This window comes from Actinoallomurus purpureus (assembly GCF_024055795.1).
In the GTDB taxonomy this organism is placed as follows: Bacteria; Actinomycetota; Actinomycetes; order Streptosporangiales; family Streptosporangiaceae; genus Actinoallomurus; species Actinoallomurus purpureus.
Genome location: NZ_JAMXMY010000015.1, coordinates 12,941 through 38,367 on the forward strand (window position 1 = coordinate 12,941; position 25,427 = coordinate 38,367).

The following is a 25,427-nucleotide window of genomic DNA, read 5'->3' on the forward strand; positions in this document are numbered from 1 at the left end:
GGCAAGAACCTATGTAATGATCTGCCAGATTCGTACAGATTTACCCCAGCTTCCGGAGGCGAGGGAGCGATCGCGGTAGCCCGAACGATGGGAGCACGCTGTTTTCGAAGCGGGTCATGGCGCAGATCCGGTCGCCGGTGAGGGTGAGGACGAACAGGCCGGTCCCGTGGCGGATGCCGGTGGGGGCGCGCAGGTAGGCGCCGAACGCCGGCTGGCCGTTGGCTCGCGTCGGTACGAGGTCGAATCTCCGGCCCAAGCCGAACATGCGGGCGCAGAAGCCGGCCACGACGTCCCAGCCCTGGTATTCGAGGGGCAGCGGTGGCATGGACATGAAGACGTCGTCGGTCAGAAGGGCCAACAGCGCGTCGATGTCGGCCGTCTCCCAGGCGTGGACGAACTTCGCCACGATCGCATCCTCGGCGGACGAGTCGGCGGCGGGAGGCGGTTCACGGTCGGCGACCGTGAACCGTCGGCGCCGCAGGCCGGCGCGCGCCCGTTTGAGGGCGCTCTTGACCGATTCGACGGTCGTGTCCAGCATGTCGGCCACCTCGTTGGCGTGGAATCCGAGGACGTCGCGCAAGATGAGCACGGCGAGCTGGCGGGGCGGCAGGACCTGAAGCGCGGTCACGAAGGCCAGAGAGATCGATTCGGTCTGCTCGTAGCGGGCCTCCGGGCCGAGGTGCAGATTGATCGCACCTTCGAGGAGAGCGTCGGGATATGGCTCGAGCCAGACGACTTCGCCGAGCCGGGTCGGCTCGGGCGGTTGAACCCCGGGGATGTCCCACTCCTTGGCCGGGCGTCGGCTGGCCGAGCGAAGCGCGTCGAGGCACCGGTTGGTGGCGATCCGGTAGAGCCAGGTGCGGATCGAGGCGCGGCCGTCGAACCCTCCGAGACCCCGCCAGGCGGCCAACAAGGTGTCCTGGAGGACATCCTCGGCGTCCTGGAACGATCCGAGCATCCGGTAGCAGTGCACCTGTAGCTCGCGGCGGTGCGGCTCGGTCAGCGCTCGGAACGCCTCACCGTCCCCAGCCCGCGCCCTGCTGATCAGGTCGGCTCTCACCAACTCCACTCTCGCCACCTCTCTTGTGCACCTTGTCGCGCTTCCATCCTGTATGGACGCCGGCCGAGGGGCGAACGGGGCGGTTGATGAGCGCCCCCTTTCCCGACGTCGCGGCGTCTCGATCAGTGGTAGCCGACAACGCCAACAAGGGAGAACCGGCATGGGAAAGATCGTCATCAGCGAGACCGTCTCGCTCGATGGAGTCATCCAGGACCCGACCGGTGAGGAGGGCTTCAGGTTCGGCGGCTGGTTCGACCCAGCCACGGCGGACCGTGAAGCGTGGGCCAAGGTCCTGACCGACGAGGCGCTGGGCGCCGAGGCGCTGCTACTGGGTCGACGGAGCTACGAGTACTTCGTTGCGCGGGGATGGGTTTCCCGGAGTGGCGAGTGGGCGGACAGGTTGAGAAGCCTGCCCAAGTACGTCGTGTCCTCGACCCTCGAAGATCTCGACTGGAACAACTCAACGGTCCTGAAGGGCGAGGTGGTGAACGATGCCTCGAAGCTGAAGCAAAAGGTGAACGGGGACATCGTCGTCTATGCAAGCGGCCGGCTCGTGCCCACACTCATGGAGCACGACCTCGTCGACGAGTTGCGGCTGATCGTCTACCCGGTCGTGGTCGGGGCCGGCGAGCGCCTCTTCGGCGAGACCAGCGACCAGAAACCCATGCGCCTGCTTGGCACCCGCACCGTCGGTGACGGCCTCGTCCTCCTCACCTACCAATCCGTCCGGGACGCCTAGCTACCGCTGCGTCGGCTCGGCCGGCGAGCGCCTCCTTGGGGTCACCGCCCTCCGCCCTGCGCGCCTCACCACGCCCGCAGGGCGGAGGCGCTTGCCCCGACGACAGGCCCGCCCGGTTCGCACAGTCTGCCCATGGGCGGCCTGAACGCACACCGACATCACCGCCACTTCGAGAGGGCATCGCCAATGACGATGACAAAAAAGGCAGCGCTGGGTGCTCGCGCTGACATCGACGGCATCGCTGATGATATTGCTGGATGGGCTGGTCGTCACCACTGCCCTACACGCGATCGCGCTGGCTCTGCATGCCTCCATTGCCGATCTGGAATGGACCGTGAACGCTTACACTCTGCCCTTTGCCGTGCTGCTCATGGCCGGCGCGGCCCTGGGCGAACGATACGGCCGCAGGCGAGTCCTGGTGGGTGGACTGGCCCTGTTCGGGATCGCCTCCGCCGGTTGTGCGCTGACACCGAGCCTCACTGGCTGTTCGTCACATACACCGCGACGCTACGGCCAAAACGCCTCCGTCCGAGCCTGTGACCTGCGCGTTGTTCACCGGCTCCCGTCCGTACGGTCCGCCGCCTCAGGCGCGGTCCAGGGAACGGGCACCGTGGCCGCCACCACGGCGGCGACGAGGTCGAGGTGGGAGTTCATGTCCAGCTCGAACCGGCCGTAGGGGTTCACATGCGTCCAGAACAACGGGGACAGGGCCCGCCGGTCGGCGTCAGTGAGGCGGTCCTGCGGCTGGCGGATCGCGTCGTAGTGCACATCGCGGTTGTCCTCGAAGTCCGGCGGCAGATCATCCTCCGTCGAAGGCGTTCACCCTGGCGATCAGGCCTGCGCTCGGTCTCCGACGACGTCGATCTCGGGCAGGGGAAAGACCATCCGGCCGCCGCCCGCCAGGTAGTCGCGCTCGCGTTCCAGGAAACCCTGCCGGTGGATCCATGGAAGGACGAGCATCTGGTCGGGGTTCATGTCCTTTGCCTCCGACTCCGACACAATGGGGATCATCGTCCCCGGCGTGAAACAACCCGCTTTGTCCTGATTCACCTCGCCGATGCACGGCAGGTCGTCGGCGCCGATGCCGCAGAACTGCAGGATGACGTTCCCCTTTGTGGAGGCGCCGTATCCCAGCGAGAGCATTCCCGCCTTCTTCGAGGCGTCGAGGAAGTCACGAAGCCGGTCGCGCCGCTCGTAGGCCCGTTTGGCGAAGGCCTCGTACGGCGCCGGCGTGTCCAGGCCCGCCGCCGACTCCGACGCCCGGATCCGGGCCAGGCTCGCCTCGTCCGGTCGATGCCGGGAACCGGTGCGAGCCAGGATCACGCACAGGCTTCCTCCATAGACCGGACCGAGCTCGGCCTCGATGACGGTGAGGCCGGCCCGCTCGGCCATCCACTCGATCTGCCGCAGCGTGTAGTACTCCAGGTGCTCATGGCAGACGACGTCGTAGGCCGTACTGTCCAGCGCGGCAGGCAGGTAACTCTGCTCCAGCATCCAGACGCCGTCGTCGGCGAGGACGTCACGGACGTCGCGCATGAAGGTCATCGGCTCGGGCAGGTCGTAGAACATCGCGATCGATGTGACCGCGGTCGCCCGCCGGTCCCCGAACCGAGCGGTGAACGCCTCTTCGGAGAAGAAGTCGGGGATCAGCTCGGCGTCCGCCGGATAGCGGTCGAGGAAACGGGCGCCGACGGGATCGACCCCGACCCGTGTGGGTCCGCTGTCGTAGGCGCCCAGCAGCGTACCGTCGTTGCTGCCGATATCGAGCACGAGGTCGCCGGGGCCGGGGGCCACCCTCCGCGTGATCGCGTCCACCTTCGCGGCCAGGTGATCGACCATGAACGGCCGGATGCCCGAGCGGTAGCCGTAGCCCTCGTTGTACATCAGAGCGAGGTCGGCCGTGTGGCGGAGCTGGACGAGGCCGCACCCCGAGGGCGAGCACTTCACCAGTTCCAGGGGCACCTCGGGAACGCTCTCGTCCGGTGTCCGGGGAAAGACTCCCGTGAGCGCTTGCGGCCCCAGGTCCAGCAGCGGCAGCAACTCGCGGTTGCCGCAGACGCGACAGGCATCAATGATCATCTGTTCTCCCTCGGCGCGGGCGCGAGGCCGGCTGTTCCCGCAACGCGCTTTGGTCGAGAGCCTGTCGCTCCGGCCTTGAGAAGAGATCGATTCCGGATGCAGGCACGAGCCGGCCCGATGCGGCCGGGGCGGCAGGCCGACCCGGGCCGCATCGGGCCGGTGCGCTACACCGATCTGCGGTAGGCGCCGAAGGCGGCCGTGCCGAGCAGGGTGGTCACCACGGCGAAGGCCACGGTGAGTCCGACGTTCAGGAACACGTGCCCCCATTGGGGGTTGCCCGCCAGGGCCTCCCGCCCGCCCGACACCGCCCAGTTGACCGGGTTGACGCGTGCGATGTCCCGGATCCAACCCGGGACGAGCTCCAGCTTCATGAAGGCCGACGACAGGTACGTCAGCGGCATCAGGAGGAGTTGGACGACGCCGATGACCGATTCCCGCCGGCGCGTGGTGAGCGCGACGGCGTTGGAGAGCCCGGCGATGCCGACTCCGAGGGCGGTGGCCGCGACGAGCAGTACGAGCGCGCCGAGCGGACCTCCCGAGTACCGGGCGCCGAGCACCAGGCCGAGGACCAGGATGATCCCGCACTGCACGAAGACCACCGCGGCCTGTTCGACCAGCAGCCCGCCGAGGATCGCGCCGCGTCGGACGGGCGAGACGAGCATCCTGTCGATGACGCCGGTGTCCAGATCGGCCAGCACGGTCATGCCGCACAGGCCCGCCGAGAACATGGCCGTCATCACCACGATGGCGGGGGTCAGGAAGCCGATGTAGGACCCGCCGCCGAATCCGGGGATCTCCACGATCCGTTTGAACAGCGCGCCGAAGAGCACCAGCCAGATGATCGGCTGCAGGAGCGCGCTGAGCACCCAGATCGGCTGGCGGATGGCGGTGCGCGAGTACCGCTGCGTGACGTACCAGGTGTGGGCGAGTGCGGTCGTCATCGCGGCCCCCCGACGGTGGTGCCCGAGTGGTCGTAGGAATGGCCGACGTACTGCAGGTAGACGTCGTCCAGGGAGGGACGGGAGATCGTCGCCGAGATCACGGGCACGCGGTACCCGTCCAGCACGGCGAGTATCACGGGCAGTGCGGTGGCACCGTGGTCGACCTGCGCTCTGAGCTGCGTCTCCTCGACCGAGAACGCCCGCACGGCCTCGAGCTGCTCCAGTTCGGCCGAGAGCAGAGCGGGCAGTTCACTCGTGCCGAGCTCGATCTGGACACTGTCGCCCAGGAGCCCGGCCTTCAGCTCCTCGGGAGTGCCCTCCACGACCAGCCTGCCGCGGTCGAGGAGCGCCAGCCGATCGGCGAGCCGGTCGGCCTCTTCCAGGTAGTGCGTGGTCAGGAGCACCGTCAGCTCCTCCTGTTCCGACAGGGCCTGGATCTCCTGCCACATGTCGGCACGGGCCTCAGGGTCGAGCCCGGTGGTCGGCTCGTCGAGGAACAGGATGCGGGGGCGGTGGATGAGCCCCATCGCGATGTCTAATTTGCGGCGCATCCCGCCGGAGTAGGTCCTGGCGGCCCTGCCGGCGGCCTCCGTCAACCGGAAGCGTTCGAGCAGTTCGGTCGTGCGCAGTCGCGTCGTCTTCGCGCCGAGGCCGTAGATCCGGCCCTGCAGCTGCAGGTTCTCGACGGCCGTGGAGGCGCCGTCCACACCGGATCGCTGCGCGACGACGCCGATGACCCGCCGGATCTCGTCGGCCTCGCGGATCACGTCGAACCCCGCGACGAAGGCGTCGCCCTCTGTCGGCCTGCTGAGAGTGGTGAGGATCTTCACGGTGGTCGACTTCCCCGCGCCGTTCGGGCCGAGCAGCGCGAAGATCGTGCCGGGGGCCACGGTGAAGCCGAGCCCGTCCAGCGCCTTGACTCCGCCTTTGTAGACCTTCATCAGGCCTCCGGCGGCGATGGCCGCGCCCCGGGCCCGGTCGCGCACCGTCGCCGTGCCGAGACGCACCCTCTCGGTGCTCACGACCGCGCTCCGCATGGCGGCCGAAGGGAGAGAAAGATCATGTCGGGTCCTCTTTCGCGTTCGGTTCCGTCGGGGCCCACGGGGCCCACGGATAGTGACAGAGATGCTGGCACCTTGTAAGAACTCTGTCAACTTATAAGAAGCCTGTCAACATGCCAGAGCGTCTGTTATATGCCGGTTCGAGTTGGCCTTGAGTGCGACGGCGCAGACTCCGAGCGTCAGCCCACCCGATTGGAGAACCGTGAACGCGACCGGCCAGGACTCCCCGACCGTCGGATCCGCACAGCGCATCCTGATCACCACCTCGCCCGGCGCCGGACATCTGTTCCCGATGGTGCCGCTGGCGTGGGCCCTGCGGACGGCGGGCCATGACGTCCTGGTCGCCACGCCCGAGTCCTTCGTCGGCGAGGTGCTCACGACCGGGCTGCCCGCCATCGCCAGCAGCGGCCCCGTCCGCATGGGGGAGATGATGTCGCCGGGCAAAAGACGGCCCCCGATCCGCCACCAGGGGCCGGGGTCGGAACACGTGGGGCGCGGCTTCGGCAGGCTCGGGGCGTTCACTCTCGCGGGGACCGAGGCGATCGTGGACGGCTGGCGGCCCGACCTGGTCATCAGCGAGACCAGCGAGTACGCCGGTCTCATGGTGGCCGCCTCGCGCGGAATCCCCGTCGTCCGGCACGGATGGGGGCTGGCGATCACGCCCGAGGCCGACCGCTTCGCCGCCGACCAGCTCGCCGACGATCTCGCCCGCCTCGGCCTCGACGCACTGCCGGCGCCGACCATGGAGCTCGACGTCTGGCCGTCCAGCCTGCAGCTGCCCGCCTCCACCGCCACCGACCGGGTGCGCTACATGCCCTACAACGGCGCGCGCACGGTGTCAGGGCGGCTGCTGCAACGCGGGCCCCGCCCCCGGCTCTGCCTGACGCTCGGCACGACCGTGCCCCGGGTCCACGGCGCCGAGCTGCTGCTCCGCCTCCAGCGCGCGCTCGCCGCCCTGAACGTGGAACTGGTGATCGCGATCTCCGACGACCTGGCGCGCGAGCTGGACCCGCCGGGCGGCGACGTCCTGGCGGTGTCCTGGCAGCCCCTCGCGCTCGTGCTGCCCAACTGCGACCTGGCGGTCCACCAAGGCGGCGCGGGGACGACGCTGACCTCGCTGGCCGGCGGCCTGCCCCAAGTGATCCTGCCGCACATGGGAGACCAGTTCGACAATGCCGAACGGGTGGCCGAGTCCGGCGCGGCGATCCGAATCCCCCGCGCCGAGATCTCACCCGAGAGCGTCACGGACGCGGTGGTCGCCGTCCTGGAAGATCCCGCCTTCGGTGAACGCGCCCGTGCCCTCAGGGACGAGATGAGACGGGAGCCCACCCCCAAGGCGCTGGTCCCCCGGATCGAACGGCTGTCGGAGCGCGCCTTCGTCGACCGGTGAGACGGGTCGCCTACCGGGCGTCGCGCCTGGCGGCGACCTCGATCTCCTTGGCACTCTGCCGAATGCGCAGGAGGCTCGCCAGGAGGTCCTCACGCGCGGTGGGCGGCAACCCGGCCATCAGATCGCTCTCGACCACGGCCGCCAACCGCCAGGCCTCGGCGATCGCCTCCTTACCGCGCTCGGTCGGGAACAACTGCATGACCCGGCCGTGCACCGGATGCGGTGAGCGGTAGAGCATGTCGAGCTGTTCGAGCCGGTTCACGGCATGCGCCGAGCTCTGCGGTTTGACGCGGGCGCGCCTGGCGAGGTCGGCGGCGGACAGCCCCGGCTCCAGGGCGATGAACGTCAACGCCCCGAACAGCGTCATCGACAGGCCGAGCGACGAGAGATGCGTGTCGAGCGCCTGCTCCACCGCGTGCTGCGCCTCCCACAGCGCACGGGAAATCAGCGACTCGGGAGAAATGCTCTCTTCGCGCACAGGCAGAGGTTAGCAACTTGGAACGGCGGGACCGGTTCCGCTGGTTCACGGCGAACGCCTTCGTTACGCCGGCGTGGTCGCTCCATTCACGCGGTGCCGCCGTACGGCGGCCACCGCACGATCTCCGCTCGTCATCACGAACGATGATCATGCGGTGGCCGTGTCCGTTCTCCGGCGCTCCACCGGCCGGATCGCGATCTGCGGCCGGGGCCTCAGGCCGCCTTCGGAAGCCCGAGCTGCCGCAGGACCCCCAGATCGTCCCGCCAGTCCCGGTGGTACTCGACCTTCCCGTCCACGATCTTGCACAGGTGGAGCTGCTCGGCGTAGAAGGCGCGGCCGGTCGCGGGCCAGCCCACGAGGTCTCCGGTGTGCCTGCCGCTCATCACGACCCGGACGAAGAGCACAGGTCCGTTCTCGATGACCTCCAGCTCCTCGAAGTGCAGTTCGGAGAAGGCGTTGTGCAGCCAGGCGACGCAGTTGGCGAAGTGCTCGGGTCCGCGGGAGTCGGTCCGCTCCAGCGCGTCGGGGTTGAAGTAGCCGGGGTGGATGTACTCCTGGGCGTCGTCGATCTTGCCCGTCTTGTAGCCCTCGAACATGCGGCGCACGGAGGTGAGGCCGTCGCTCATCGGGATCTCCCTTTCCTGTCGTGTCGTTGGTTCGGCGAGCCGATGACCGGTCCGGCCTCAGCCGCCGGTCCAGTAGTGGTGACTCGCGAGCTTCGCCCCTTCGGAGACGACTCCGAGCTTGGCCCACGCGATCTTGGGGTCGACCAACGGCACCGCGGCGAAGGAGGCGAAGCCGCAGTCGGTCCCGGCGATGACCCGTTCGGGTCCCACCACGTCGGCGTACCGCCGGATCCGCTGCGCGACCAGCTCCGGGTGCTCGATGTAGTTGGTGGTCGTGTCCACCACGCCGGGCACGAGCACTTTGTCGTCGGGCAGATCGACCTCGGTGAAGATCTCCCATTCGTGCTCGTGCCGCGGGTTGGCGGCCTCGACGCACAGTCCCGCGGGCCGGGCCCGCAGTACGAGGTCGATGATCTCGATGAGGGGGAGGTCGTGGTGGTGCGGCCCCTCGTAGTTGCCCCAGCACACGTGCATGCGCATCCGGTCCGGGGGGATGTCCCGCGTGGCGTGGTCGATCAGCTCGACGCGCCGGGCGACCTTGTGCCGGAACTGCTCCAGCGTCGTGCCCCGCTCAGACTGTTCCCATCCGGCGGCCAGGTCCGGGCAGTCGAGCTGCAGGAGGAATCCGGCCGCCACGATGGTGTCGTACTCCTCCTTCATCGCGTCCGCCAGGGCCGCCAGGTACTCCGACTCGGACGGGTAGTACCGGTTGGGCATGAACATCTCGATCACGCCGGGCGAGGCCGCGGTCATGAACACGTCGGCGACCTCGCGATCGGCCGTCGCCGCCTTCAGGCCGGCCAGGTCGCGGTCGAGGGACTCGCGCCCCGCGTAGGACACCGGACCGTCGCACGAGGGCTGCGCCAGCGTCCTCGCCAACTCGGGATCGCCGAACTGACGGCGGGCGTATTCGGGAAACTCTTCGACGGCGCGTCGGGTGCGCCGTTGCGGCGGACCTCCGAAGCCGGTGAGACGCTGGGTCACGTAGCCCACATAGCTGGGCTTGGCCATCTCACCGTCGTTGACGACGTCCAGGCCCGCGTCGATCTGGGCCTGGACGATCGTGGTCACCGTCGTCGTCAGGTCACGCGGGTGGGCCTCGGAACCCGCTCCGGTCCCTTCCGCGGCGTTCTCCCCATCCGCCGACGGGTTCGGACGAGGCAGGCTTCCTACGTGGGTGGCCAGGAACCGGCCTCGGCTCACCTTCATCGCCGTCCCTCCCGCTCGGCCAGCACGTACCGGACGGGCGTCTCGATTCGGATACGTCCCTCGGCGTCCCGCTCGGCCTCGAGCGCGGCGACGATCCTCTCCTCCAGCCGTCGCGTGGGATCGGGCGACAGCCATTGCCAGAGCAGGCGCATACCCTGGGTGTGCGACCAGGCCACCCAGTCACGGCCCGACGAGACGTCCATGGGGACCACCTCGTCGAGGATGCGGACCTCGCGGAATCCCGCCCCCCTGAGCGTTCCGACGATGTCGGACTCATCCTGCAACCAACCGCTGACCCGCCTGGCGACGGCTCTCGGCCGCCATTCGTCGGGGATTTCGGAGAGGAAATCGTCGGTGATTATCTCGGTGAACATCGGGGGCAGGAACGGAAAGGTGTCCTCGGTGAATATCGGGCTGGTGAAAGCCAGCCTTCCGCCTGGGATGAGGAGCCGGGCGTAACGCGGCAGAACCGAGGCCGCCTCCGGCAGGAAGATGATGCTGAAACTTCCCGTCACCACGTCGAATGATGCCTCTTCGAACTCGGGACGCTCCGCGTCCATCAGCCTGACCTCGACCTGCCCGAGTCCGCGTTCCAGGGCCTCCCGGCGAACGTGCTCCACCATCCCCGGAGCGATGTCGATGCCGACGGCCTTTCCGGAGCTCCCCACGACCTCGGCCGCCGGGAAGAGGCAGGCGCCCCGGCCGCAGCCGACGTCGAGCACCCGCTCGGTCGCCCGGGGAGCGGCCAATTCGACGAGCCGGCGCCCCATCGGGGAGAAGAACTCCACACCGCCACGGTCATAACTGGGCGCGGCGCGGTGGAATGTCTCCACCACTTTTCCCTTGTATTCCCTGGTATCCATAACCCTTCCTCAAGGTCTGCCACCGAACCTAAGAGAGTTCCCTATAATCCGGCTAGAGTTCCGCTGCACGATCGGGCTCTTGGCGTCCTGTGCGGCCGTGGTCCGCTTCCGCGTTTCAGAACGGCCGATCCGGTCGCCGGGGCGCGCGGTCGGGTCGCCCGGTCATCTCGATCACCGCGGCGGACCAGGTGAATCCGGATCCCACGCCGGCCAGCATGCAGGTCTGCCCGGGAAGCAGCTTTCCGGTCGCCACGAGATGGTCCAGGCCGGCGAACTGGTCCCCGGCGCCCAGGTGACCGGTGCGGCTTCCCCACGCCCAAGTGGTGCGGTCGGGATCTATTCCAAATGGTTCGAAGAAATGCGTCTTCATGCGGGTGCGCCCCATGTTCGGCAGCACGAACCAGTCGATTCTCGAGAACGCGACTCCGGCATCCGCCGCGGCCCGTTCGAACGCCTGGCGTTGTCCGGACTCGATGCGCCGCAGCAGCGTCTCCAGCCCGATCTCACCGGCGACTCCGGCGGCGTGCGTGCTCAGGTTGATCGGTGCCCGCGCGCTGAGGGGCGCGTCACCGAACGGGTCGTCGCCTCGGCCGATCGTCTCCAGGGCCGGGTCGGAGACGGTCGCCAGGCCGCGGACCACGGCGTACCCGCCGGTCGCCGACAGCACGACGGCGGTCCCGCCGTCTCCGCAGATCGTGCTCGGGTCGGTGCGCCACCTGTCATACCCGGGAAGGCAGAAGCGATCGGCCGTGGTGATCAGGGCGGCGACGCGTTCGCGGTCCGCCAGCAGGTAGGCGGACGCCAGTTCCAGCGCGGCCAGCCCCCCGTTGGACAGCTGCCGCACCTCCATCGCCGGGCATCGGTTGTCCAGCGCGAAGCGTTGGACGTAGGAGGCAGGGGCCCACATGTCGTGCCCCTGGTAGTACGTGGCGGCGTGCAGCACGAGAGCGATGTCCTGCGGATCACACCTGGCCTGGTCGAGAGCGGAACGGGCCGCCATGACCGCCATTTCCGGGGCCGACTCCTTCGTCGCGACACAAACGGAGACCGTTCCCGTGTTCCAGACCCGCCTGCGCTCGCACAGCCCCGCACGTCCGGCCTCATCAACGGTCATGGGCTCGGGCAGCCATGTTCCCGTACCCGCGATATAGAGGCTCTCCGGCATCACTTTTCCTTCCCTCGCGCCACCCGGGCACGTCGCCCCACCGTAGAAGTTTCAGCGCGCCCATTCGAGGGTCACTCAAGGCCGGGTCGAGCAGAAAAGGCTTGAATCGTGCCCCGTAGGGCCTTCAATTCGGACGAACGAAGGAACGACGATGCCGAAGGTTGCTCTGCTCTTCCCGGGACAGGGTGCGCAGTACCCCCGGATGGCGGCGGGCCTTTACGAGCACTACGAGCCTTTTACCGCGATCATGGATCGGGCATTCGAGTCGCTCGGAAGGGCCGGCGACGGCCTCCGTGCCGCGTGGCTCTCCGACGGGCCAACCGAACCGTTCGACGATGTCACCCACGCGCAGCCGCTGCTGTACGCCATCGACTACGCGCTCGGCAGTCTCATGCTGAGCTGGGGTGCCGAGCCTGTCGCGCTGCTGGGCCACAGTGTCGGCGAGATGGCGGCGGCGACCTTGGCGGGGGTCTTCGGTTTCCCCGACGGGATGCGGCTGATGCGCGACCGCGTCGAGCAGTTCGCGAACACTCCGGTGGGCGGGATGCTGGCGGTCGCGGCGTCCGCCGCGGACGTCGAACCGCACCTGATCGGCCAGGTCGCGGTGGCCGCGGTCAACGCGCCGCGGCAGATCCTCGTGGCGGGCCCGCGCCGGGAACTCGCGGAGGTCGAGCGCACGCTGCGGGAGAAACGGTTCACCTGCAAGGCGGTGCGCGCCCGTCAGGGATTTCACAGCCCGGTGGTGGACGCCGCCGCGGCCCGCTCGGTCGACGCCTGGCGGTCGGTCGGCCTCTCCCGCCCACGCCGGCGCGTCTACTCGTCTCAGCTGGGAGCCGTTCTTCCACCGCACCTCGCCGTGGACCCGCTCTTCTGGGCCCGGCAGCCGGCCGTCACCGTGTGGTTCTGGGAGGCGCTGGGGCTGATGCTCGACGAGCACGAAGAACTCATCCTGGTGGAGGCCGGGCCGGGACAGGGGCTGAGCGCCATCGCCCGCCGGCACCCGGCGGTCAGGTCGGGCCAGAGCCGTGTGGTGCCCCTGCTGCCGGCGCGTCCCGGCCCGCCGCAGGCGGATCGCGAGGCGGTACGGCGGGCGGCCGCGCAGATCGGCGCGGCGGGGTGACGCCGGTCGTGGACATCGTGTCGTCCGGCGAACACGCCATCGCCGTCATCGGAATGTCCTGCCGATTCCCCGCGGCCCCGGACACCGCCTCTTTCTGGCGGCTGCTGTGGTGCGGCCAGGACGCCATCGCCGAACCGCCCGAAGCACGGCGGCTCGGCGGCCCGCCCGGCGCCTTCCTCACCGACGTCGAGGGCTTCGACGCCGAGTTCTTCGGCATTCCCCCGCGTGAGGCCGCCATGATGGACCCGCAGCAGCGGCTGATGCTGGAGTTGGGCTGGGAGGCCGTCGAGGACGCGCGCATCCGGCCCGACCGGCTCGCGGGAAGCAGAGCAGGTGTCTTCGTCGGGGCGATGGCGACCGACTACGCGGCCGTCGTCCGCGCTCAGGGTCCGGGTGGCAGCACTCCGCACACGTTCACCGGCCTGAGCCGTGCCGTCATCGCCAACCGCCTCTCCGATTTCCTGGGGCTGTGCGGGCCCAGTCTCACCGTCGACACCGGACAGTCCTCATCGCTGGTGGCGGTCCAGATGGCCGTCGAGAGCCTGCGCCGCGGCGAGTGCGACCTGGCCATCGCGGGCGGGGTGCACCTGGACATCACCGCGGAGTCCACCGCCGACTCCGTGGCGTTCGGCGCGCTTTCACCGGACGGGCGCTGCTTCACCTTCGACGCGCGGGCCAACGGCTACGCGCGCGGGGAAGGCGGCGGAGCCGTCGTTCTCAAGCCGGCCGCCCAGGCGATCGCCGACCGCGACCACGTCTACGCGGTGATCGTCGGCGCCGCGGTCGGCGCGGGATCCGGCCGGACCCTGACCACGCCGAGCGAGTCGGCTCAGGAGGACGTTCTCCGCAGGGCGTACGAGCAGGCGAACATCGACCCGTCCACGGTCGACTACGTCGAACTGCACGGGACGGGAACGAAGGTCGGGGACCCGGTGGAGGCCGCCGCCCTCGGCGCGGTTCTCGGCGCGGGCCGCCCGCCCGGCCGTCCACTGCTGGTCGGATCGGTGAAGACCAACCTGGGACATCTCGAGGGCGCGGCGGGGATCGCGGGCCTCATCAAGACCTGCCTGAGCGTCTCCCACCGGCGTCTTCCCCCCAGCCTCAACTTCACGCGGCCGAACCCCGGCATCCCGCTGGACGAGCTGGGGCTGCGCGTCGTCTGCGAGCCGACCGACTGGCCCTCCTGGCCGTCGGCCGGCGGTTCGCCGTCGGCGGGAGTGTCCTCGTTCGGGATGGGCGGAACCAACTGTCACGTGGTCCTGTCCGCGGCTTCGCCGCGTCCGCTCTCCGAACCCGGGAATTCCGCGCGCCCGGTGCCCTGGATGGTCTCCGGCGCGTCCCCGCAGGCTCTGCGGGATCAGGCGAACCGCCTCGCGGATCACCTGGCGGCCGGGCCCTCGCACGACCCGGCCGACGTCGCGTACTCCCTGGTCGCGACCAGGAGGGTCTTCGCCCATCGGGCCGCGGTGGTCGCCGAGCGGACCGGTGACCTGGTCGCGGGGCTGCGTACGATCGCGTCCGGGGGCGCCGCGACTCCCGACGGGCCTGGCATCGTGCGGGGGCGGCCGGTCTCCGGCGGACTGGCGTATCTGTTTCCCGGGCAGGGCGCCCAGCGGACCGCCATGGGCCGCGCCCTGCACGCGGCGTTTCCCGCGTTCGCGGAGGCGTTCGACGCCGTGTGCGCCGAGGCCGACGCCGCTCTGGGCCGCTCGCTGCGCGAGATCATCTGGTCCGGGGAGGCCGATCTGCTGAACCAGACGCGATACGCCCAGCCGGCGCTGTTCACGGTGGAGGTCGCGACCTACCGTCTGCTCGAATCCTGTGGCGTGCGCCCGGACATGGTGGCGGGACACTCGGTGGGCGAGATCGCCGCCGCCCACGTCGCCGGGGTCCTCTCCCTGCGCGACGCGGTGGAATTCGTCGTGGCCCGAGGCTCCCTGATGCAGGGTCTCCCGCCCGGCGGCGGCATGATCGCGTTGGAGGCGACAGAAGAGGAGGTCCGGCCGTTTCTGCGGCGAGACCGGGTGGCGCTCGCCGCGATCAACGGCCCGACCTCGGTCGTCGTGTCCGGGGACGCGGCCGAGCTGGCCCGGATCGCCGAGCGCTTCCGCCGGAGATCGCGCCGGGTCCGGCCGCTCGCGGTGAGCCATGCCTTTCACTCGCCGCTGATGGACCCGGTGCTACCCGAGTTGCGCGCCGTCGCCGGCCGGTTGACCTTCCACCCCGCCGATGGCGTCCTGCTGATGTCCGGCGTCACGGGTCGGCCGGCCGCCGACCCGGACCTCCGGTCGCCCGGCTACTGGGCGACGCACGCCCGTGAAGCGGTCCGGTTCGGCGACTGCGTCGCCGCCCTGCATGCCGCCGGTGCGCGCGTCTTCGCCGAGTGCGGTCCCGGCCACGCACTGACCCGGGCGGCCGGGCAGAACGTCCCGGTCTCCGGCTCGGCCTTCCTGGCCGGCGCCGATTCCGAGCGCGAACTGGTCACCCTGCTGGCCGCACTGCACACGCACGGCGGAGAGCCGGACTGGCAGACCGTCCTGGGCGCCGGGCGGCGCACCGTCGGGCTCCCGGCCTATCCCTTCCAGCGCCGACGGCACTGGGTGGACACGCTGTACCAGAGTCCGGCTCCCGAGCCCGCCGGGGCGCCCCGCGTGCTCGACCTGTCGGGGGACGCCGTCGCCGACCTGGTCGCCGAGCACAGCGCCGCCGTGCTCGGTCACCGGGACGCCGCTTCGGTGGACGAGGCCACCCCGTTCAACGACCTGGGCATGGATTCCCGGATGGCGATGGAACTGCGGGACCGGCTGTCCGCGGCGACCGGCCTGGACCTGCCGGCGACGCTGTTGTTCGACCATCCGACCCCTGCCACGCTCGCCGCGTTCCTGAAGACCGCGCGGGCCGCCCCATCGGAGCCCGATCCGCGGCCCGCGCCCGCCGCTCCGTCCGGGGAGCCCGTTGCGATCGTGGCGATGGGCTGCCGTTATCCGGGCGACGTTCGTTCGCCGGGTGACCTGTGGCGCTTGGTGGACCAGGGCGCCGACGCCATCTCGGACTTCCCCGCGAACCGGGGCTGGGATCCGGGAGGCGGCGGGGCGGTCACGCGCCGCGGCGGCTTCCTGCACGACGTGGACCGGTTCGACCCCGGATTCTTCGGCATCAGCCCGCGCGAGGCGCTGGCCATGGACCCGCAGCAGCGCGTCACCCTGGAGATCGTCTGGGAGGCGTTCGAACGGTACGGCCTGGACCCGGCCACTCTGCGCGGTCGGCCCGTGGGAACCTACCTCGGCGCGACGCACCAGGACTACGGGCCGCGCATGCACGAGGGCGCGGGCGAGATCGGCGGATATCTGCTGACCGGAAGCTCGCCGAGCGTGATCTCGGGCCGTGTCGCCTATGCCTTCGGCTTCACCGGGCCCGCCCTCACTGTGGACACCGCGTGCTCGTCCTCGCTGGTGGCGCTGCACCTGGCCGTACGCGCGCTGCGCGATGGCGAATGCACCATGGCCCTCGCCGGCGGGACCACCGTCATGGCCTCGCCCGGCATGTTCGTCGAGTTCGACCGCCAGCACGGACTCGCCCGGGACGGGCGCTGCAAGGCGTTCTCCGCGGACGCCGACGGCACCGCGTGGGCGGAGGGGGCGGGGGTGCTCGTCCTCGAACGTCTGTCGGACGCCCGCCGCAACGGGCATCGGGTGCTGGCACTCGTCGTCGGCAGCGCGACCAACCAGGACGGAACGAGCAATGGCCTGACCGCGCCGAACGGCCGCGCGCAGGAGGCGGTCATCACGCGGGCGCTCGCCGACGCGGGCCTGTCGGGCCAGGACGTCGACGCGGTCGAGGCACATGGGACCGGTACGGCCCTCGGCGATCCGATCGAGGCACAGGCCCTGCTGGCCGTCTATGGTTCCCGGCGGCACGCGGGCCGACCGCTCCGGCTCGGTTCGCTCAAGTCCAACATCGGTCATGCCCAGGCCGCGGCCGGGGTCGGTGGTGTGATCAAGATGGTCGAGGCCATCCGTGCGGGTGAACTGCCACGGACCCTGCACGTTCGCGAGCCGTCCCCGCACGTGGATTGGACGGCCGGTGACGTCGCCCTGCTCACCGAACCGGTCCCCTGGCCCCGGGGGTCGCGTCCCCGGCGCGCGGCCGTATCGTCCTTCGGCATCAGCGGAACGAACGCCCACGTCATCCTCCAGGAGGCGGACCAGGAGGAACCCGAACCCGAGCATTCCGGCGAACCCCCGATGCCGTGGGTACTCTCGGCGCGGGATCGGGCCGGGCTGCGGCGCCGGGCACGCCGGCTCCGGCGGTTCATCCAGGACGACCCGGCGGCCGGCGACGGCGACATCGCGTTCACCCTGGCCGGTCGCGCGGCGCACGAGTGGCGTGCCGTGGTGCTGGGAGAGGAACGCGCCGACTTCCTGAACGGCCTGGACGCCCTCGCCGACGGCACCTCCGCCCCGGGGGTGGTCGAGGGCGGCTCCGTCCGGGGCAGGACGGCCTTCGTGTTCCCCGGCCAGGGTTCCCAGTGGCCGGGGATGGCCGGTGATCTGCTGCGGACCTCCCCCGCCTTCCGGGCCGAGATGGAGGCGTGCGACGTGGCGCTCTCGAAGTGGGCCGACTGGTCACTGATCGACGTCGTCGAGGGCGCCCCGGACGCGGCGTCGCTGTCCCGCGTGGACGTCGTGCAGCCGGCACTTTTCGGGGTCATGGTCTCGCTGGCCGCCGTCTGGCGCTCGCTCGGCGTCGAGCCGGACGCCGTGGTGGGGCATTCGCAGGGTGAGATCGCCGCGGCCTACGCCGCCGGGGCGCTGTCGCTCGACCACGCCGTACAGATCGTCGTACGGCGAAGCCAGTCCCTGGTCAAGGTGGCCGGCACGGGCGGAATGGCCTCCGTCCCGCTTCCCGCCGACAAGGTCGAAGCGGTGCTCGGCCGGTGGCGGGGGCGATTGGAGATCGCCACGGTCAACGGGCCGGCGTCGACCACAGTGGCGGGAGAGCCGGAGGCCCTCGAGGGACTGATCGCCGAGTACGCCGCCGCCGGGATCGACGTACGCCGGATCGACGTCGACTACGCCTCGCACACCGTGGGCATGGAGCCTCTGCGCGCCGACCTGCAGGACGTTCTGGCCGGGATCGAGCCCCGCGAGGGTGACGTGCCCCTGTATTCGACCCTCACGGGGGACCTGCTCGACACCACGACCATGGACGCCGGCTACTGGTACGCCAACCTGCGCGGCACCGTGCGGTTCCAGGCCGCGACGCGGGCGCTGATGGAATCGGGCCACACGCTCTTCGTCGAGGTCAGCCCGCATCCGGTGCTGACGTCCTCGGTCCAGTCGACCGCCGACGAGCTCTCCGCGCGGGTCGTCGCCACCGGGACGCTACGGCGGGGGCAGGGCGGACTCCCCCAGATGCTCAGGTCCGCGGCGTCGGCGTACGTGGCGGGGAGCCCGGTGAACTGGCGCGCGCCGGCTCCGGCCGGGCGGCACGTGGACCTTCCGACCTATCCGTTCGCCCGGGAGCGGTATTGGCTCGACCTCACCTCGGCCGCTCCCCCGCCGGTCGACCTGCCCGGGTCCGAGACGCCTCCCGAGGAGACGGACCAGGAGACCGTGGCCCTCACCGCCCTGCCACCGGCCGACCTCGAGAGAGCCCTGTTCGACCTGGTACGCCGGAACGCGGCGTTCGCCCTCGGCCATCCCGACCCCGAGGAACTCCCCCTCGATCTGGAGTTCCGGGACCTGGGTTTCGACTCCCTCAGCGGGATGGACCTGCGGAACCGGCTGAGCGCGGCCACCGGGCTGCGTCTGCCGGCCGCCCTCATATCCGAGGCACCCACGCCGTCCGCCCTGGTCACGTTGATGCGAGAACGGCTCGGTGACGGCGATGACGACGACTCCGCCCGCATCTCCAGCGGGCCTCGAACGGTCGTTTAGGGCGTCTGTGGATCGTGGATTCGAAGACGTCCGATCTGTGATCACGGAAACGAGCGAAAGGTGCGGAGAAATGGGACAGTTCACGGTGACCGACCTCGTACGCACGATGCGGGCGGCGGCCGGTGAGGACGACTCGATCGACCTGGACGGGGACATCCTGGACCTGGAGTTCGACGAGCTCGGCTACGACTCGCTGGCGATGATGGAGACCGCCAGCGCCGTCGAACGGGAGTTCGGGGTGGAGCTTCCGGAGGAGGACACGGCCGAGCTGACGACGCCACGCGCGTTCGTCGACTTCGTCAACGTACGCCTGGCCGCAGCGGCCCGGTGAGCCCGCCGGGCCGGATGGTTCCCCGTCCTCCCGGAGACCCGGCCGGTGACCGCCGAACACGCCGGAGCGCCGCACGGAGACCGGACGCGCGGGAAACGCCCTCGCCGGGGCCGACCCGGCGAGGGCGTTCGCGTCGGTTCCAGGTCAGTAATTGCCCAGGCCGCCGCAGACGTTGAGCGCCTGGGCCGTGATCGCCGCGGCGCTGTCGGAGACGAGATAACCGGTGAGGCCGGCCACCTCTTCCGGAGTGGTGTAGCGGCCAAGCGGGATCTTGGCGTTGAACCGTTCGAGCACTTCGGCCTCGGAGATCCCCCAGATGCCGGCGTAGCCCGCGCGGACCCGCTCGGCCATCGGCGTCTCGACATAGCCGGGGCAGACCGCGTTGACGGTGATACCCGTCTTGGCCAGCTCGAGCCCCAGCGCCTTCGTCAGGCCGATGACGCCGTGCTTGGAAGCGGAGTACGGGGCACCGAGCACCACGCCCTGCTTGCCGCCGGTGGAGGCGATGTTGATGATCCGGCCGCTGGGCCTGTCGAGCATGCCGCCCGCGGTCAGCACCTCCCGGGTGACGCGGAAGACGCTGCCCAGGTTGGTCTCGATGACGTCGTCCCACGTCTCGTCGTCGATCCGGGCGGTGACGCCGCCGCCGCTGCGCCCGGCGTTGTTGACCAGCACGTCGACGGGGCCGTACCGGTCCACCGCCGCGGCCACGAACCGTTTGATCTCCGCGAGCGAGCGTACGTCGCACGTCGTCCCGTCGACCCGCAGATTCTCGCCGCGGAGCTTGTCGACGGTGGCCGTGAGGTTGTCCCTGTCGCGGGCGCAGATGTAGACCCGCATGCCCAGCTCCGCGAGGGTACGGGTGATCGCCAGCCCGATGCCGGCCGTCGCCCCGGTCACCAGCGCGGTCCTGTCGTCGGTCATGTCAGTTCTCCCCTCCGTCAGCGGCCGCCAGGTCGTCGCGCCGCACCGTGCGGCGGCGCACCCGCAGTGTTCCTTCGTCGCGAACCAGTACGTCCGCGCAGGTGGTGCTCATGTGAACGCTCGCCTGACCGCCCCGTGGGGTGCTGAGGATCAGCGCGTACGTCTGAGCGAACAGAGTGCCGTCCGGGCGTTCGGCGACCTCCAGCATTCCGAGCCAGTGCCGGCGTTGGACGCCGTCCGCCGCCAGTCGCTCGCTCGCCTTGCGGGCCCCCGACTCGATCATCTCCCGGCCGCGGAGCGGCTCCGGGTGGCCGTTGGCGTCGAACACGCCGTCGGGTTCGAATGTCTCGGCCCATTCGGCGACTCGTCCCTCGTCGAGGAGTCGCATCTGCCGGGCGTAGAAGTGGTGGATCTCCTGGTACACCGCTGACCGTTCCTCTGACACGGGGCCCTCCGAATCGCCTCGGTACGCGTTGGCCCCAGTTTCACCCCGCCCGCTTGAGGACGATTAGAGTCCCGCCTGCCTCCGGGAACGCGGCGCTCGAGTCGCCCTTGGCCGAGAGTCGAGCCGGGCCGAAGAGACTGAGAATCCACGCTGTTCCCGTGCAGAAGGGCGACCACCATGCCACCAGTCGGGCGGCATCAGACTCGGAGCGAGATCGATATCGCGGCTCCCGCCGACGTCGTCTACGGGGTCATCGCCGATCCCGTCCGCTGGCCCCAGTTCTTCGCGCCGACCGTTCACGTCGAACGCACCGGGCTCGGTGGCGGCCACGAGCGGCTCCGGATCTGGGCCACGGGCAACGGCGAGGTCCGCAACTGGACCTCCCTGCGGAAGGTCGATCCGGACCAGCGCACGGTCGAGTTCCGGCAGGAGGTGTCCGCGCCCCCGGTCAGGTCCATGGGCGGCACCTGGTCGGTGTCCTCCCTCGGCGACGGTGGCGTACGGCTGGTGCTGCTCCACGATTTCGAGGCCGTCGACGACGATCCCGAGGGCGTCGAGTGGATCAGACGGGCCACCGACGAGAACAGCGGGCTGGAACTCGGCAACCTCAAACGGCTCGCCGAGAGCTGGGACCGCCTCGGCGAACTGGTGTTCTCCTTCGAGGACTCGATCCACATCGACGCCGCACCGGAGGCGGTCTACGGATTCCTGCACGACGCGGGCGAATGGCCGAAGCGGCTCCCGCACGTCGCCGCCATGGAGTTCGACGAAACGCCGGACGGCGTGCAGACCATGGCGATGCGCACCAGGGCGAAGGACGGGTCGACGCACCTCACCGAGTCCGTCCGGGTCTGCTTCCCGGCGCAGCGCATCGTCTACAAACAGGTCGTCACGCCGGCGCTGATCGCGGCGCACACCGGCGAGTGGGTGCTGGAGAAGGTCGACGCCGGAGTCCTCGTGCGTTCACGGCACACGGTGACGCTGAACGAGAAGGCGCTCGACTCGGTGCCCGGGACGGCCGCGACACCGGCCACGACCAGAGAGGTCGTTCGCGACGCGATCGGCGGCAACAGCCGGGCCACGCTCGCTCTCGCCAAGGAGTTCGCAGAGACGGGATGACATACGCGAAGCGAAACGGCGGCCGCCCCCGCAGGGGCGGCCGCCGTTTCTCCGCGGAAGCCCTCAGGTGACGCGCGGGGACGCCGCAAGGACCAGCGCCGAATTGAAACCGCCGAAGCCACGCGCCAGGACCAGCGCGCTCCGCACGAGTGTGCGCCTGGGCTCGCCGCGGACCAGGTCCAGCCGGTCACCGGGCACCGGATCGGTCACATTGGTCATGGCGGGGATGACGCCGTGGCGCATGGTGAGCAGCGCCGTGGCGACGTCCACCGCGGAACCACCGGCGTACAGCCACCCCGTCATCGTCTTCGGCGCGGTGACCGGGACGCCGTACGGGCCGAAGACGGCCGTGATGGCGGCGGCCTCGGCGCGGTCCAGCTCCGCGACGCCGGCCGCGTCCGCGAAGACCACGTCGATGTCGCCCGGGGACAGGGCGGCGTCGGCCAGTGCGAGCCGGATGGCCCGCTCGAGGTTGGGCCCACGCCCCGATCCGGGCTTGGGATCGAAGGTGGTGCCGTAACCGACGATCTCCCCGTACGGCGTGGCCCCACGCCGCCGGGCCGCCTCGGCGTCCTCGACGATCAGGATGGCGCCGCCCTCGCCCGGGACGAAACCGCAGGCGGCGGAGTCGAAGGGCAGATAGGCCCTGGCCGGGTCGGAGCTCCGGCTCATCGCGTGGTTGGCCAGCTGCGCCGCCCAGCCCCACGGGCACATCGCGCTCTCCATTCCACCCGAGACCACGATCGGCAGCCCGTCCCGGACGTATCGCCGGGCGTGGGCCAGGGCGTCCAGGCCTCCGGACTGGCCGTTCACCAGGACGCTGCTGGGGCCGCGCAGGCCGTGTCGGATGGAGATCTGGCCGGTGTTCACGGCGTAGAACCAGGCGAACGACAGGTAGGCGCTCACGCGGCCGTCCCCGCCCCACAACTTCTGAAGTTCGCGCTGGCTGAACTCGTAGCCGCCGGAAGAACTCGCCGTGACGACGCCGACGTCGAAATCCGACACCGAGTCCAGATCGACTCCCGCGTCGGAGAGCGCCCAGTCCGTGGCCATCAGCGCCAGCCGGGTCACCGCGTCGGTCTGGGGCACCAGACGGCCGGGAAGGTGGTCGTCCGGCTCGTACGCGGGCACCTCGCCCGCCAACGTCGCCGGGTAGTTCGAAGGGTCGAAGCGGTCGATGCGGTGGATGGCGTTCTCGCCGTTCAGAGTCGCCGCCCAGTACGGCCGGGTTCCCAAGCCGTTCGGAGCGGCGATGCCGAGCCCGGTGACGACCGTTCTCGCCGACGTCCCCGTGCTCCTGCCGGCCTCCCGCGTCACGGGGGCCGTCGTCATGAGTCCACCTTCGTCAGCACCATGGCGCTCTGGAATCCACCGAAGCCGCTGCCGACGGTCAGCACGTTCACGGCGTCCACCTCCCGTGCCTCGAGCGGTACATAGTCCAGGTCACACTCGGGATCCGGCTCGCGGAGGTTGGCGGTCGGCGGCACCACGCCGTACTCCAGCGCCAGCGCGCAGGCGGCGATCTCGATCGAGCCGATGGCGCCGAGCGAGTGGCCGACCATGGACTTGATCGAGCTGATCGGCACCCGGTAGGCGTGGTCGCCCAGGCTCCGTTTGAAAGCGTCGGTCTCGTGCCGGTCGTTCTGCTTGGTGCCCGAGCCGTGCGCGTTGACGTAGTCGATCTGCCCGGGTGCCCGGCCGGCCATGCCGAGCGCCGCGCCGATCGCGGCCGCCATCTCCGCACCGTGCGGACGCAGGCCGGTCATGTGGTACGCGTTCGACCGCACCGCCCAGCCGGCGAGCTCCGCGTAGATGTGGGCGCCCCGCGCCCTCGCCCGGTCGAGGTCCTCGAGGACGAACATGGCGCTTCCCTCACCCAGCACGAAGCCGTTGCGACTCAGGTCGAACGGACGGCTGGCATGGGCGGGATCGTCGTTGCGCGGGGACGTGGCCTTGATCGCATCGAAACAGGCCACGGTGATCGGAGAGATGGGGGCGTCGGTGGCACCGGCCACCATCACCTCGGCAGAGCCCTCGCGGATCACCTGCGCCGCGTAGGCCACCGATTCGATCCCGGAGGTGCAGCCGGTGGAGACCAGCGAGGTCGGCCCCTCCGCTCCCACCGTCCAGGCGACCTCGGCGGCCAGGGCCGTCGGAACGAAACAGCCGAACAGGTGTGGGATCACATACTCGTGGTCCACGAGCCACGTGCGGCCTCCGTCGCTAACGACCGCGTACTCCTGGTCGAGCGTCATGGTGGCGCCGATCGCGCTGCCCAGGGCCACGCCGGTGCGCTGCGGATCCCGGTCGGACTCGGTCAGCCCGCTGTCGGTAAGGGCCTCCCTGGTCGCGGCCACGGCCAGCTGCGCCGTCCGGTCCATCCGGCGGATCTCCTGAGCGCTCAGGCCCTCGGCCGCCGGGTCGAAGTCGCATTCGGCGGCGATCTGCGACCGGAACGCCGACGCGTCGAAGAGGGTGATCGTGCGTGTGGCGGTGGTACCGGACGTGAGCAGTTGCCAGAACCCCTTGGTGTTCGCGCCACCGGGCGCTCGCACGCCGATCCCGGTGAGGGCGACCCGGCGGCTCATCGCTCTTCCTGGGCCGTGACGGCGTGGAGCGTGACGGCGTGGGACCTGACGGCGGGAGAGCGGACGGCTGCACGTGGAGGAGGGGACGCGGCGCTTGTGAAAGTGAACGTATGGCCGGACAAGACAGGCATCGACTCTCAGAGCCCCTCTCTCGGCGCCGGCGTCAGCGCGCCGAGCACGACCTTCCAGGGAACAGCTGAAGTGTCGGAGCCGCGGGTCGAGACTCTCTCGAGAACGGCTCGGCGGGTGCCGTGCCGTCTTGGCTGCCGACCGGCAGGACCGGCCACGTCCTGGGCACGGAAACCATGAACCTGAGCAAGGCCCATCACGTCAGCTGATGAGCGGGCGGCCCGGCATTTCAGCCGCCTGTCCGCTCCGAGATCGCCAGCCAGCCCAATCGCTGCGACGTCGCCCGGGCGCAGGTGATGATGGCGCGGACGTGATCGGAGGCGTCGGTCGCACGCCACAGAATCGACCACGGGTAATGGGACACCGGTTCGATCAGCGGCCGCCAGATCGTTCCGGGGAGGGCGGAGATGCAGGAGGAGGGAACGCAGTACAGGCACCGTCCTGCCGCGACCAGATCGGCGGCGGCGCGGATGCTCTCCACGGTGCCTTCGTACACGGCGGGCGTGAACCCGGCCGACCGGCACATCTCAACCACGAACTGGTTGAACTCCGGCGCCTGCACGTTCTCGGCGAGCAGCAGGGGCTCTTGTGCGAGCGTGGCGACCGGCACACCGTCCAAGGACGTGAAGCGGTGACCGTCGGGGACCAGTACTCCCAGCGGATCCTGGCGGAACAGGTGTGATGCCACCCCGGACGGGGCGAGCGCGGCCCGTCCGATGCCCACGTCCAGGCGGCCGTCGAGGAGTTGCTGGTACTGCTCGGGCACGCCGGCCTCGACCTGGTGAATCACCAGATCGGGATACGTGGCCTGAACCTCGTGCAGGATCTGCGGCATCGAGTCGTAGCTCGCGTCGATGATGCCGACGCGCAGGCTGGGAGACGCTCCGGCCGCGCTGCGGGCGACCTGCGCCGCCCGGTCGATGTGAGCGAGGATCTGCCGTGCCTCGACCAGGAACGCCGCTCCCGCCGCCGTCAGCCCGACGTGGTGGGTGCTGCGCTCCAGCAGGCGTACCCCCAGCTCGCGTTCCAGCCGCTGCACCTGCTGACTCAACGCCGACTGCACGATGTACTCCCGTGCGGCCGCCCGCCCGAAGTGCAACTCTTCCGCCAGGGTCACGAAGTAGCGAAGCTGGCGAACCTCCATGCCCGCCACCTCCACCTCACCGCTGGAACCAACCTGCCACCATGGCCCGGCGCGCCCGATACCCAAGTGCCGGTTCG

21 protein-coding genes and 1 pseudogene are annotated in these 25,427 nt (G+C 70.2%); 7 read left to right on the forward strand and 15 right to left on the reverse strand.

All coding sequences use genetic code 11. The annotated features are described in order from the left end of the window. Positions 1-40: 40 nt before the first annotated feature. On the reverse strand, positions 41-1,069 hold the full coding sequence (locus tag NE236_RS25885) for a sigma-70 family RNA polymerase sigma factor (protein ID WP_252844742.1): 1,029 nt from the start codon (positions 1,067-1,069) through the stop codon (positions 41-43). Between the two features lie 151 nt (positions 1,070-1,220). Here NE236_RS25885 and NE236_RS25890 point away from each other — a divergent pair, with 151 nt between their 5' ends. Together NE236_RS25890 and NE236_RS45220 are read left to right on the forward strand one after the other, a co-directional pair. Next, a complete protein-coding gene (locus tag NE236_RS25890; RefSeq protein WP_252844743.1) occupies positions 1,221-1,799 on the forward strand; it encodes a dihydrofolate reductase family protein in 579 nt (192 codons plus the stop codon). A 244-nt stretch (positions 1,800-2,043) separates the two neighbouring features. Then, positions 2,044-2,262, forward strand: a pseudogene (locus NE236_RS45220) (MFS transporter); the annotation flags it as partial. A gap of 89 nt (positions 2,263-2,351) precedes the next feature. Here NE236_RS45220 and NE236_RS25895 read toward each other — a convergent pair. The 4 genes from NE236_RS25895 to NE236_RS25910 form a co-directional block, all read right to left on the reverse strand. Next, on the reverse strand, positions 2,352-2,567 hold the full coding sequence (locus NE236_RS25895; RefSeq protein ID WP_252844744.1) for a transposase: 216 nt from the start codon (positions 2,565-2,567) through the stop codon (positions 2,352-2,354). 63 nt (positions 2,568-2,630) lie between these two features. Further along, positions 2,631-3,878: a class I SAM-dependent methyltransferase gene (locus tag NE236_RS25900; protein ID WP_252844745.1), complete on the reverse strand. Its 1,248-nt coding sequence runs from the start codon at positions 3,876-3,878 to the stop codon at positions 2,631-2,633. 164 nt (positions 3,879-4,042) lie between these two features. Further along, the gene (locus NE236_RS25905; RefSeq protein WP_252844746.1) at positions 4,043-4,819 is read right to left on the reverse strand and encodes an ABC transporter permease; all 777 of its coding nucleotides are present in this window, start codon (positions 4,817-4,819) and stop codon (positions 4,043-4,045) included. Then, a complete protein-coding gene (locus tag NE236_RS25910) occupies positions 4,816-5,841 on the reverse strand; it encodes an ATP-binding cassette domain-containing protein (protein WP_252844747.1) in 1,026 nt (341 codons plus the stop codon). The genes NE236_RS25905 and NE236_RS25910 overlap by 4 nt, the downstream gene beginning before the upstream one ends. A gap of 241 nt (positions 5,842-6,082) precedes the next feature. Here NE236_RS25910 and NE236_RS44655 point away from each other — a divergent pair, with 241 nt between their 5' ends. Continuing rightward, positions 6,083-7,270, forward strand: coding sequence for a nucleotide disphospho-sugar-binding domain-containing protein (locus NE236_RS44655; RefSeq protein ID WP_252844748.1), 1,188 nt, complete (start codon positions 6,083-6,085; stop codon positions 7,268-7,270). A gap of 10 nt (positions 7,271-7,280) precedes the next feature. Here NE236_RS44655 and NE236_RS25920 read toward each other — a convergent pair whose 3' ends face one another. The 5 genes from NE236_RS25920 to NE236_RS25940 form a co-directional block, all read right to left on the reverse strand. Beyond that, complete coding sequence (locus NE236_RS25920; protein ID WP_252844749.1) at positions 7,281-7,748, reverse strand: MarR family winged helix-turn-helix transcriptional regulator; 468 nt, start codon at positions 7,746-7,748, stop codon at positions 7,281-7,283. A gap of 212 nt (positions 7,749-7,960) precedes the next feature. Continuing rightward, positions 7,961-8,374, reverse strand: a complete 414-nt coding sequence (locus NE236_RS25925) for an ester cyclase (RefSeq protein ID WP_252844750.1) — start codon at positions 8,372-8,374, stop codon at positions 7,961-7,963. Between the two features lie 57 nt (positions 8,375-8,431). Beyond that, complete coding sequence (locus tag NE236_RS25930; protein WP_252844751.1) at positions 8,432-9,583, reverse strand: cobalamin-independent methionine synthase II family protein; 1,152 nt, start codon at positions 9,581-9,583, stop codon at positions 8,432-8,434. Then, positions 9,580-10,446, reverse strand: coding sequence for a class I SAM-dependent methyltransferase (locus NE236_RS25935; RefSeq protein WP_252844752.1), 867 nt, complete (start codon positions 10,444-10,446; stop codon positions 9,580-9,582). The genes NE236_RS25930 and NE236_RS25935 overlap by 4 nt, the downstream gene beginning before the upstream one ends. Positions 10,447-10,561: 115 nt before the next feature. Further along, positions 10,562-11,611 (reverse strand): ketoacyl-ACP synthase III family protein, encoded by a 1,050-nt coding sequence (locus NE236_RS25940; protein ID WP_252844753.1) that lies wholly within the window; start codon positions 11,609-11,611, stop codon positions 10,562-10,564. Positions 11,612-11,762: 151 nt separating this feature from the next. Between NE236_RS25940 and NE236_RS25945 the strand changes: the two genes are divergently transcribed. The 3 genes from NE236_RS25945 to NE236_RS25955 all read left to right on the forward strand — a co-directional run bounded on the left by NE236_RS25945 (position 11,763) and on the right by NE236_RS25955 (position 19,001). Further along, the gene (locus NE236_RS25945; RefSeq protein ID WP_252844754.1) at positions 11,763-12,731 is read left to right on the forward strand and encodes an acyltransferase domain-containing protein; all 969 of its coding nucleotides are present in this window, start codon (positions 11,763-11,765) and stop codon (positions 12,729-12,731) included. Positions 12,732-12,739: 8 nt separating this feature from the next. Then, entirely contained in the window at positions 12,740-18,670 is a 5,931-nt protein-coding gene (locus NE236_RS25950) for a type I polyketide synthase (RefSeq protein ID WP_252844755.1), read from the forward strand. A 70-nt stretch (positions 18,671-18,740) separates the two neighbouring features. Beyond that, positions 18,741-19,001, forward strand: coding sequence for an acyl carrier protein (locus tag NE236_RS25955; protein ID WP_252844756.1), 261 nt, complete (start codon positions 18,741-18,743; stop codon positions 18,999-19,001). Between the two features lie 144 nt (positions 19,002-19,145). Here NE236_RS25955 and fabG read toward each other — a convergent pair whose 3' ends face one another. Together fabG and NE236_RS25965 are read right to left on the reverse strand one after the other, a co-directional pair. After that, positions 19,146-19,925, reverse strand: a complete 780-nt coding sequence (gene fabG, locus NE236_RS25960) for a 3-oxoacyl-ACP reductase FabG (protein ID WP_252844757.1) — start codon at positions 19,923-19,925, stop codon at positions 19,146-19,148. A 1-nt stretch (position 19,926) separates the two neighbouring features. Continuing rightward, on the reverse strand, positions 19,927-20,370 hold the full coding sequence (locus NE236_RS25965; RefSeq protein ID WP_252844758.1) for a nuclear transport factor 2 family protein: 444 nt from the start codon (positions 20,368-20,370) through the stop codon (positions 19,927-19,929). A 177-nt stretch (positions 20,371-20,547) separates the two neighbouring features. On the opposite strand from NE236_RS25965, the gene NE236_RS25970 reads away from it, so the two are divergent. Continuing rightward, complete coding sequence (locus tag NE236_RS25970) at positions 20,548-21,489, forward strand: aromatase/cyclase (protein ID WP_252844759.1); 942 nt, start codon at positions 20,548-20,550, stop codon at positions 21,487-21,489. Positions 21,490-21,552: 63 nt separating this feature from the next. Here the strand turns inward: NE236_RS25970 and NE236_RS25975 are convergent, their stop codons facing one another. From NE236_RS25975 to NE236_RS25985, 3 genes are all read right to left on the reverse strand, one after another. Then, positions 21,553-22,821: a ketosynthase chain-length factor gene (locus tag NE236_RS25975; protein WP_252844760.1), complete on the reverse strand. Its 1,269-nt coding sequence runs from the start codon at positions 22,819-22,821 to the stop codon at positions 21,553-21,555. Next, positions 22,818-24,077 (reverse strand): beta-ketoacyl-[acyl-carrier-protein] synthase family protein, encoded by a 1,260-nt coding sequence (locus NE236_RS25980; protein WP_252844761.1) that lies wholly within the window; start codon positions 24,075-24,077, stop codon positions 22,818-22,820. The genes NE236_RS25975 and NE236_RS25980 overlap by 4 nt, the downstream gene beginning before the upstream one ends. A 358-nt stretch (positions 24,078-24,435) precedes the next feature. Further along, positions 24,436-25,350 carry a LysR family transcriptional regulator gene (locus NE236_RS25985; RefSeq protein WP_252844762.1) on the reverse strand — a complete coding sequence of 305 codons (915 nt, stop codon included), beginning with the start codon at positions 25,348-25,350 and terminating at the stop codon, positions 24,436-24,438. Positions 25,351-25,427: the final 77 nt, after the last annotated feature.

Excerpts from the sequence above, each read along its gene's own strand:
- NE236_RS25900 (WP_252844745.1), bottom strand. The coding sequence starts at position 3,878 with ATGATCATTGATGCCTGTCGCGTCTGCGGCAACCGCGAGTTGCTGCCG.
- NE236_RS25940 (WP_252844753.1), bottom strand. The coding sequence starts at position 11,611 with ATGCCGGAGAGCCTCTATATCGCGGGTACGGGAACATGGCTGCCCGAG.
- NE236_RS25945 (WP_252844754.1), top strand. The coding sequence starts at position 11,763 with ATGCCGAAGGTTGCTCTGCTCTTCCCGGGACAGGGTGCGCAGTACCCC.
- NE236_RS25955 (WP_252844756.1), top strand. The coding sequence starts at position 18,741 with ATGGGACAGTTCACGGTGACCGACCTCGTACGCACGATGCGGGCGGCG.
- NE236_RS25980 (WP_252844761.1), bottom strand. The coding sequence starts at position 24,077 with ATGAGCCGCCGGGTCGCCCTCACCGGGATCGGCGTGCGAGCGCCCGGT.
- NE236_RS25925 (WP_252844750.1), bottom strand. The coding sequence starts at position 8,374 with ATGAGCGACGGCCTCACCTCCGTGCGCCGCATGTTCGAGGGCTACAAG.
- NE236_RS25890 (WP_252844743.1), top strand. The coding sequence starts at position 1,221 with ATGGGAAAGATCGTCATCAGCGAGACCGTCTCGCTCGATGGAGTCATC.
- NE236_RS25975 (WP_252844760.1), bottom strand. The coding sequence starts at position 22,821 with ATGACGACGGCCCCCGTGACGCGGGAGGCCGGCAGGAGCACGGGGACG.
- NE236_RS25935 (WP_252844752.1), bottom strand. The coding sequence starts at position 10,446 with ATGGATACCAGGGAATACAAGGGAAAAGTGGTGGAGACATTCCACCGC.
- NE236_RS25930 (WP_252844751.1), bottom strand. The coding sequence starts at position 9,583 with ATGAAGGTGAGCCGAGGCCGGTTCCTGGCCACCCACGTAGGAAGCCTG.
- NE236_RS25970 (WP_252844759.1), top strand. The coding sequence starts at position 20,548 with ATGCCACCAGTCGGGCGGCATCAGACTCGGAGCGAGATCGATATCGCG.
- NE236_RS25905 (WP_252844746.1), bottom strand. The coding sequence starts at position 4,819 with ATGACGACCGCACTCGCCCACACCTGGTACGTCACGCAGCGGTACTCG.
- NE236_RS25985 (WP_252844762.1), bottom strand. The coding sequence starts at position 25,350 with ATGGAGGTTCGCCAGCTTCGCTACTTCGTGACCCTGGCGGAAGAGTTG.
- fabG (WP_252844757.1), bottom strand. The coding sequence starts at position 19,925 with ATGACCGACGACAGGACCGCGCTGGTGACCGGGGCGACGGCCGGCATC.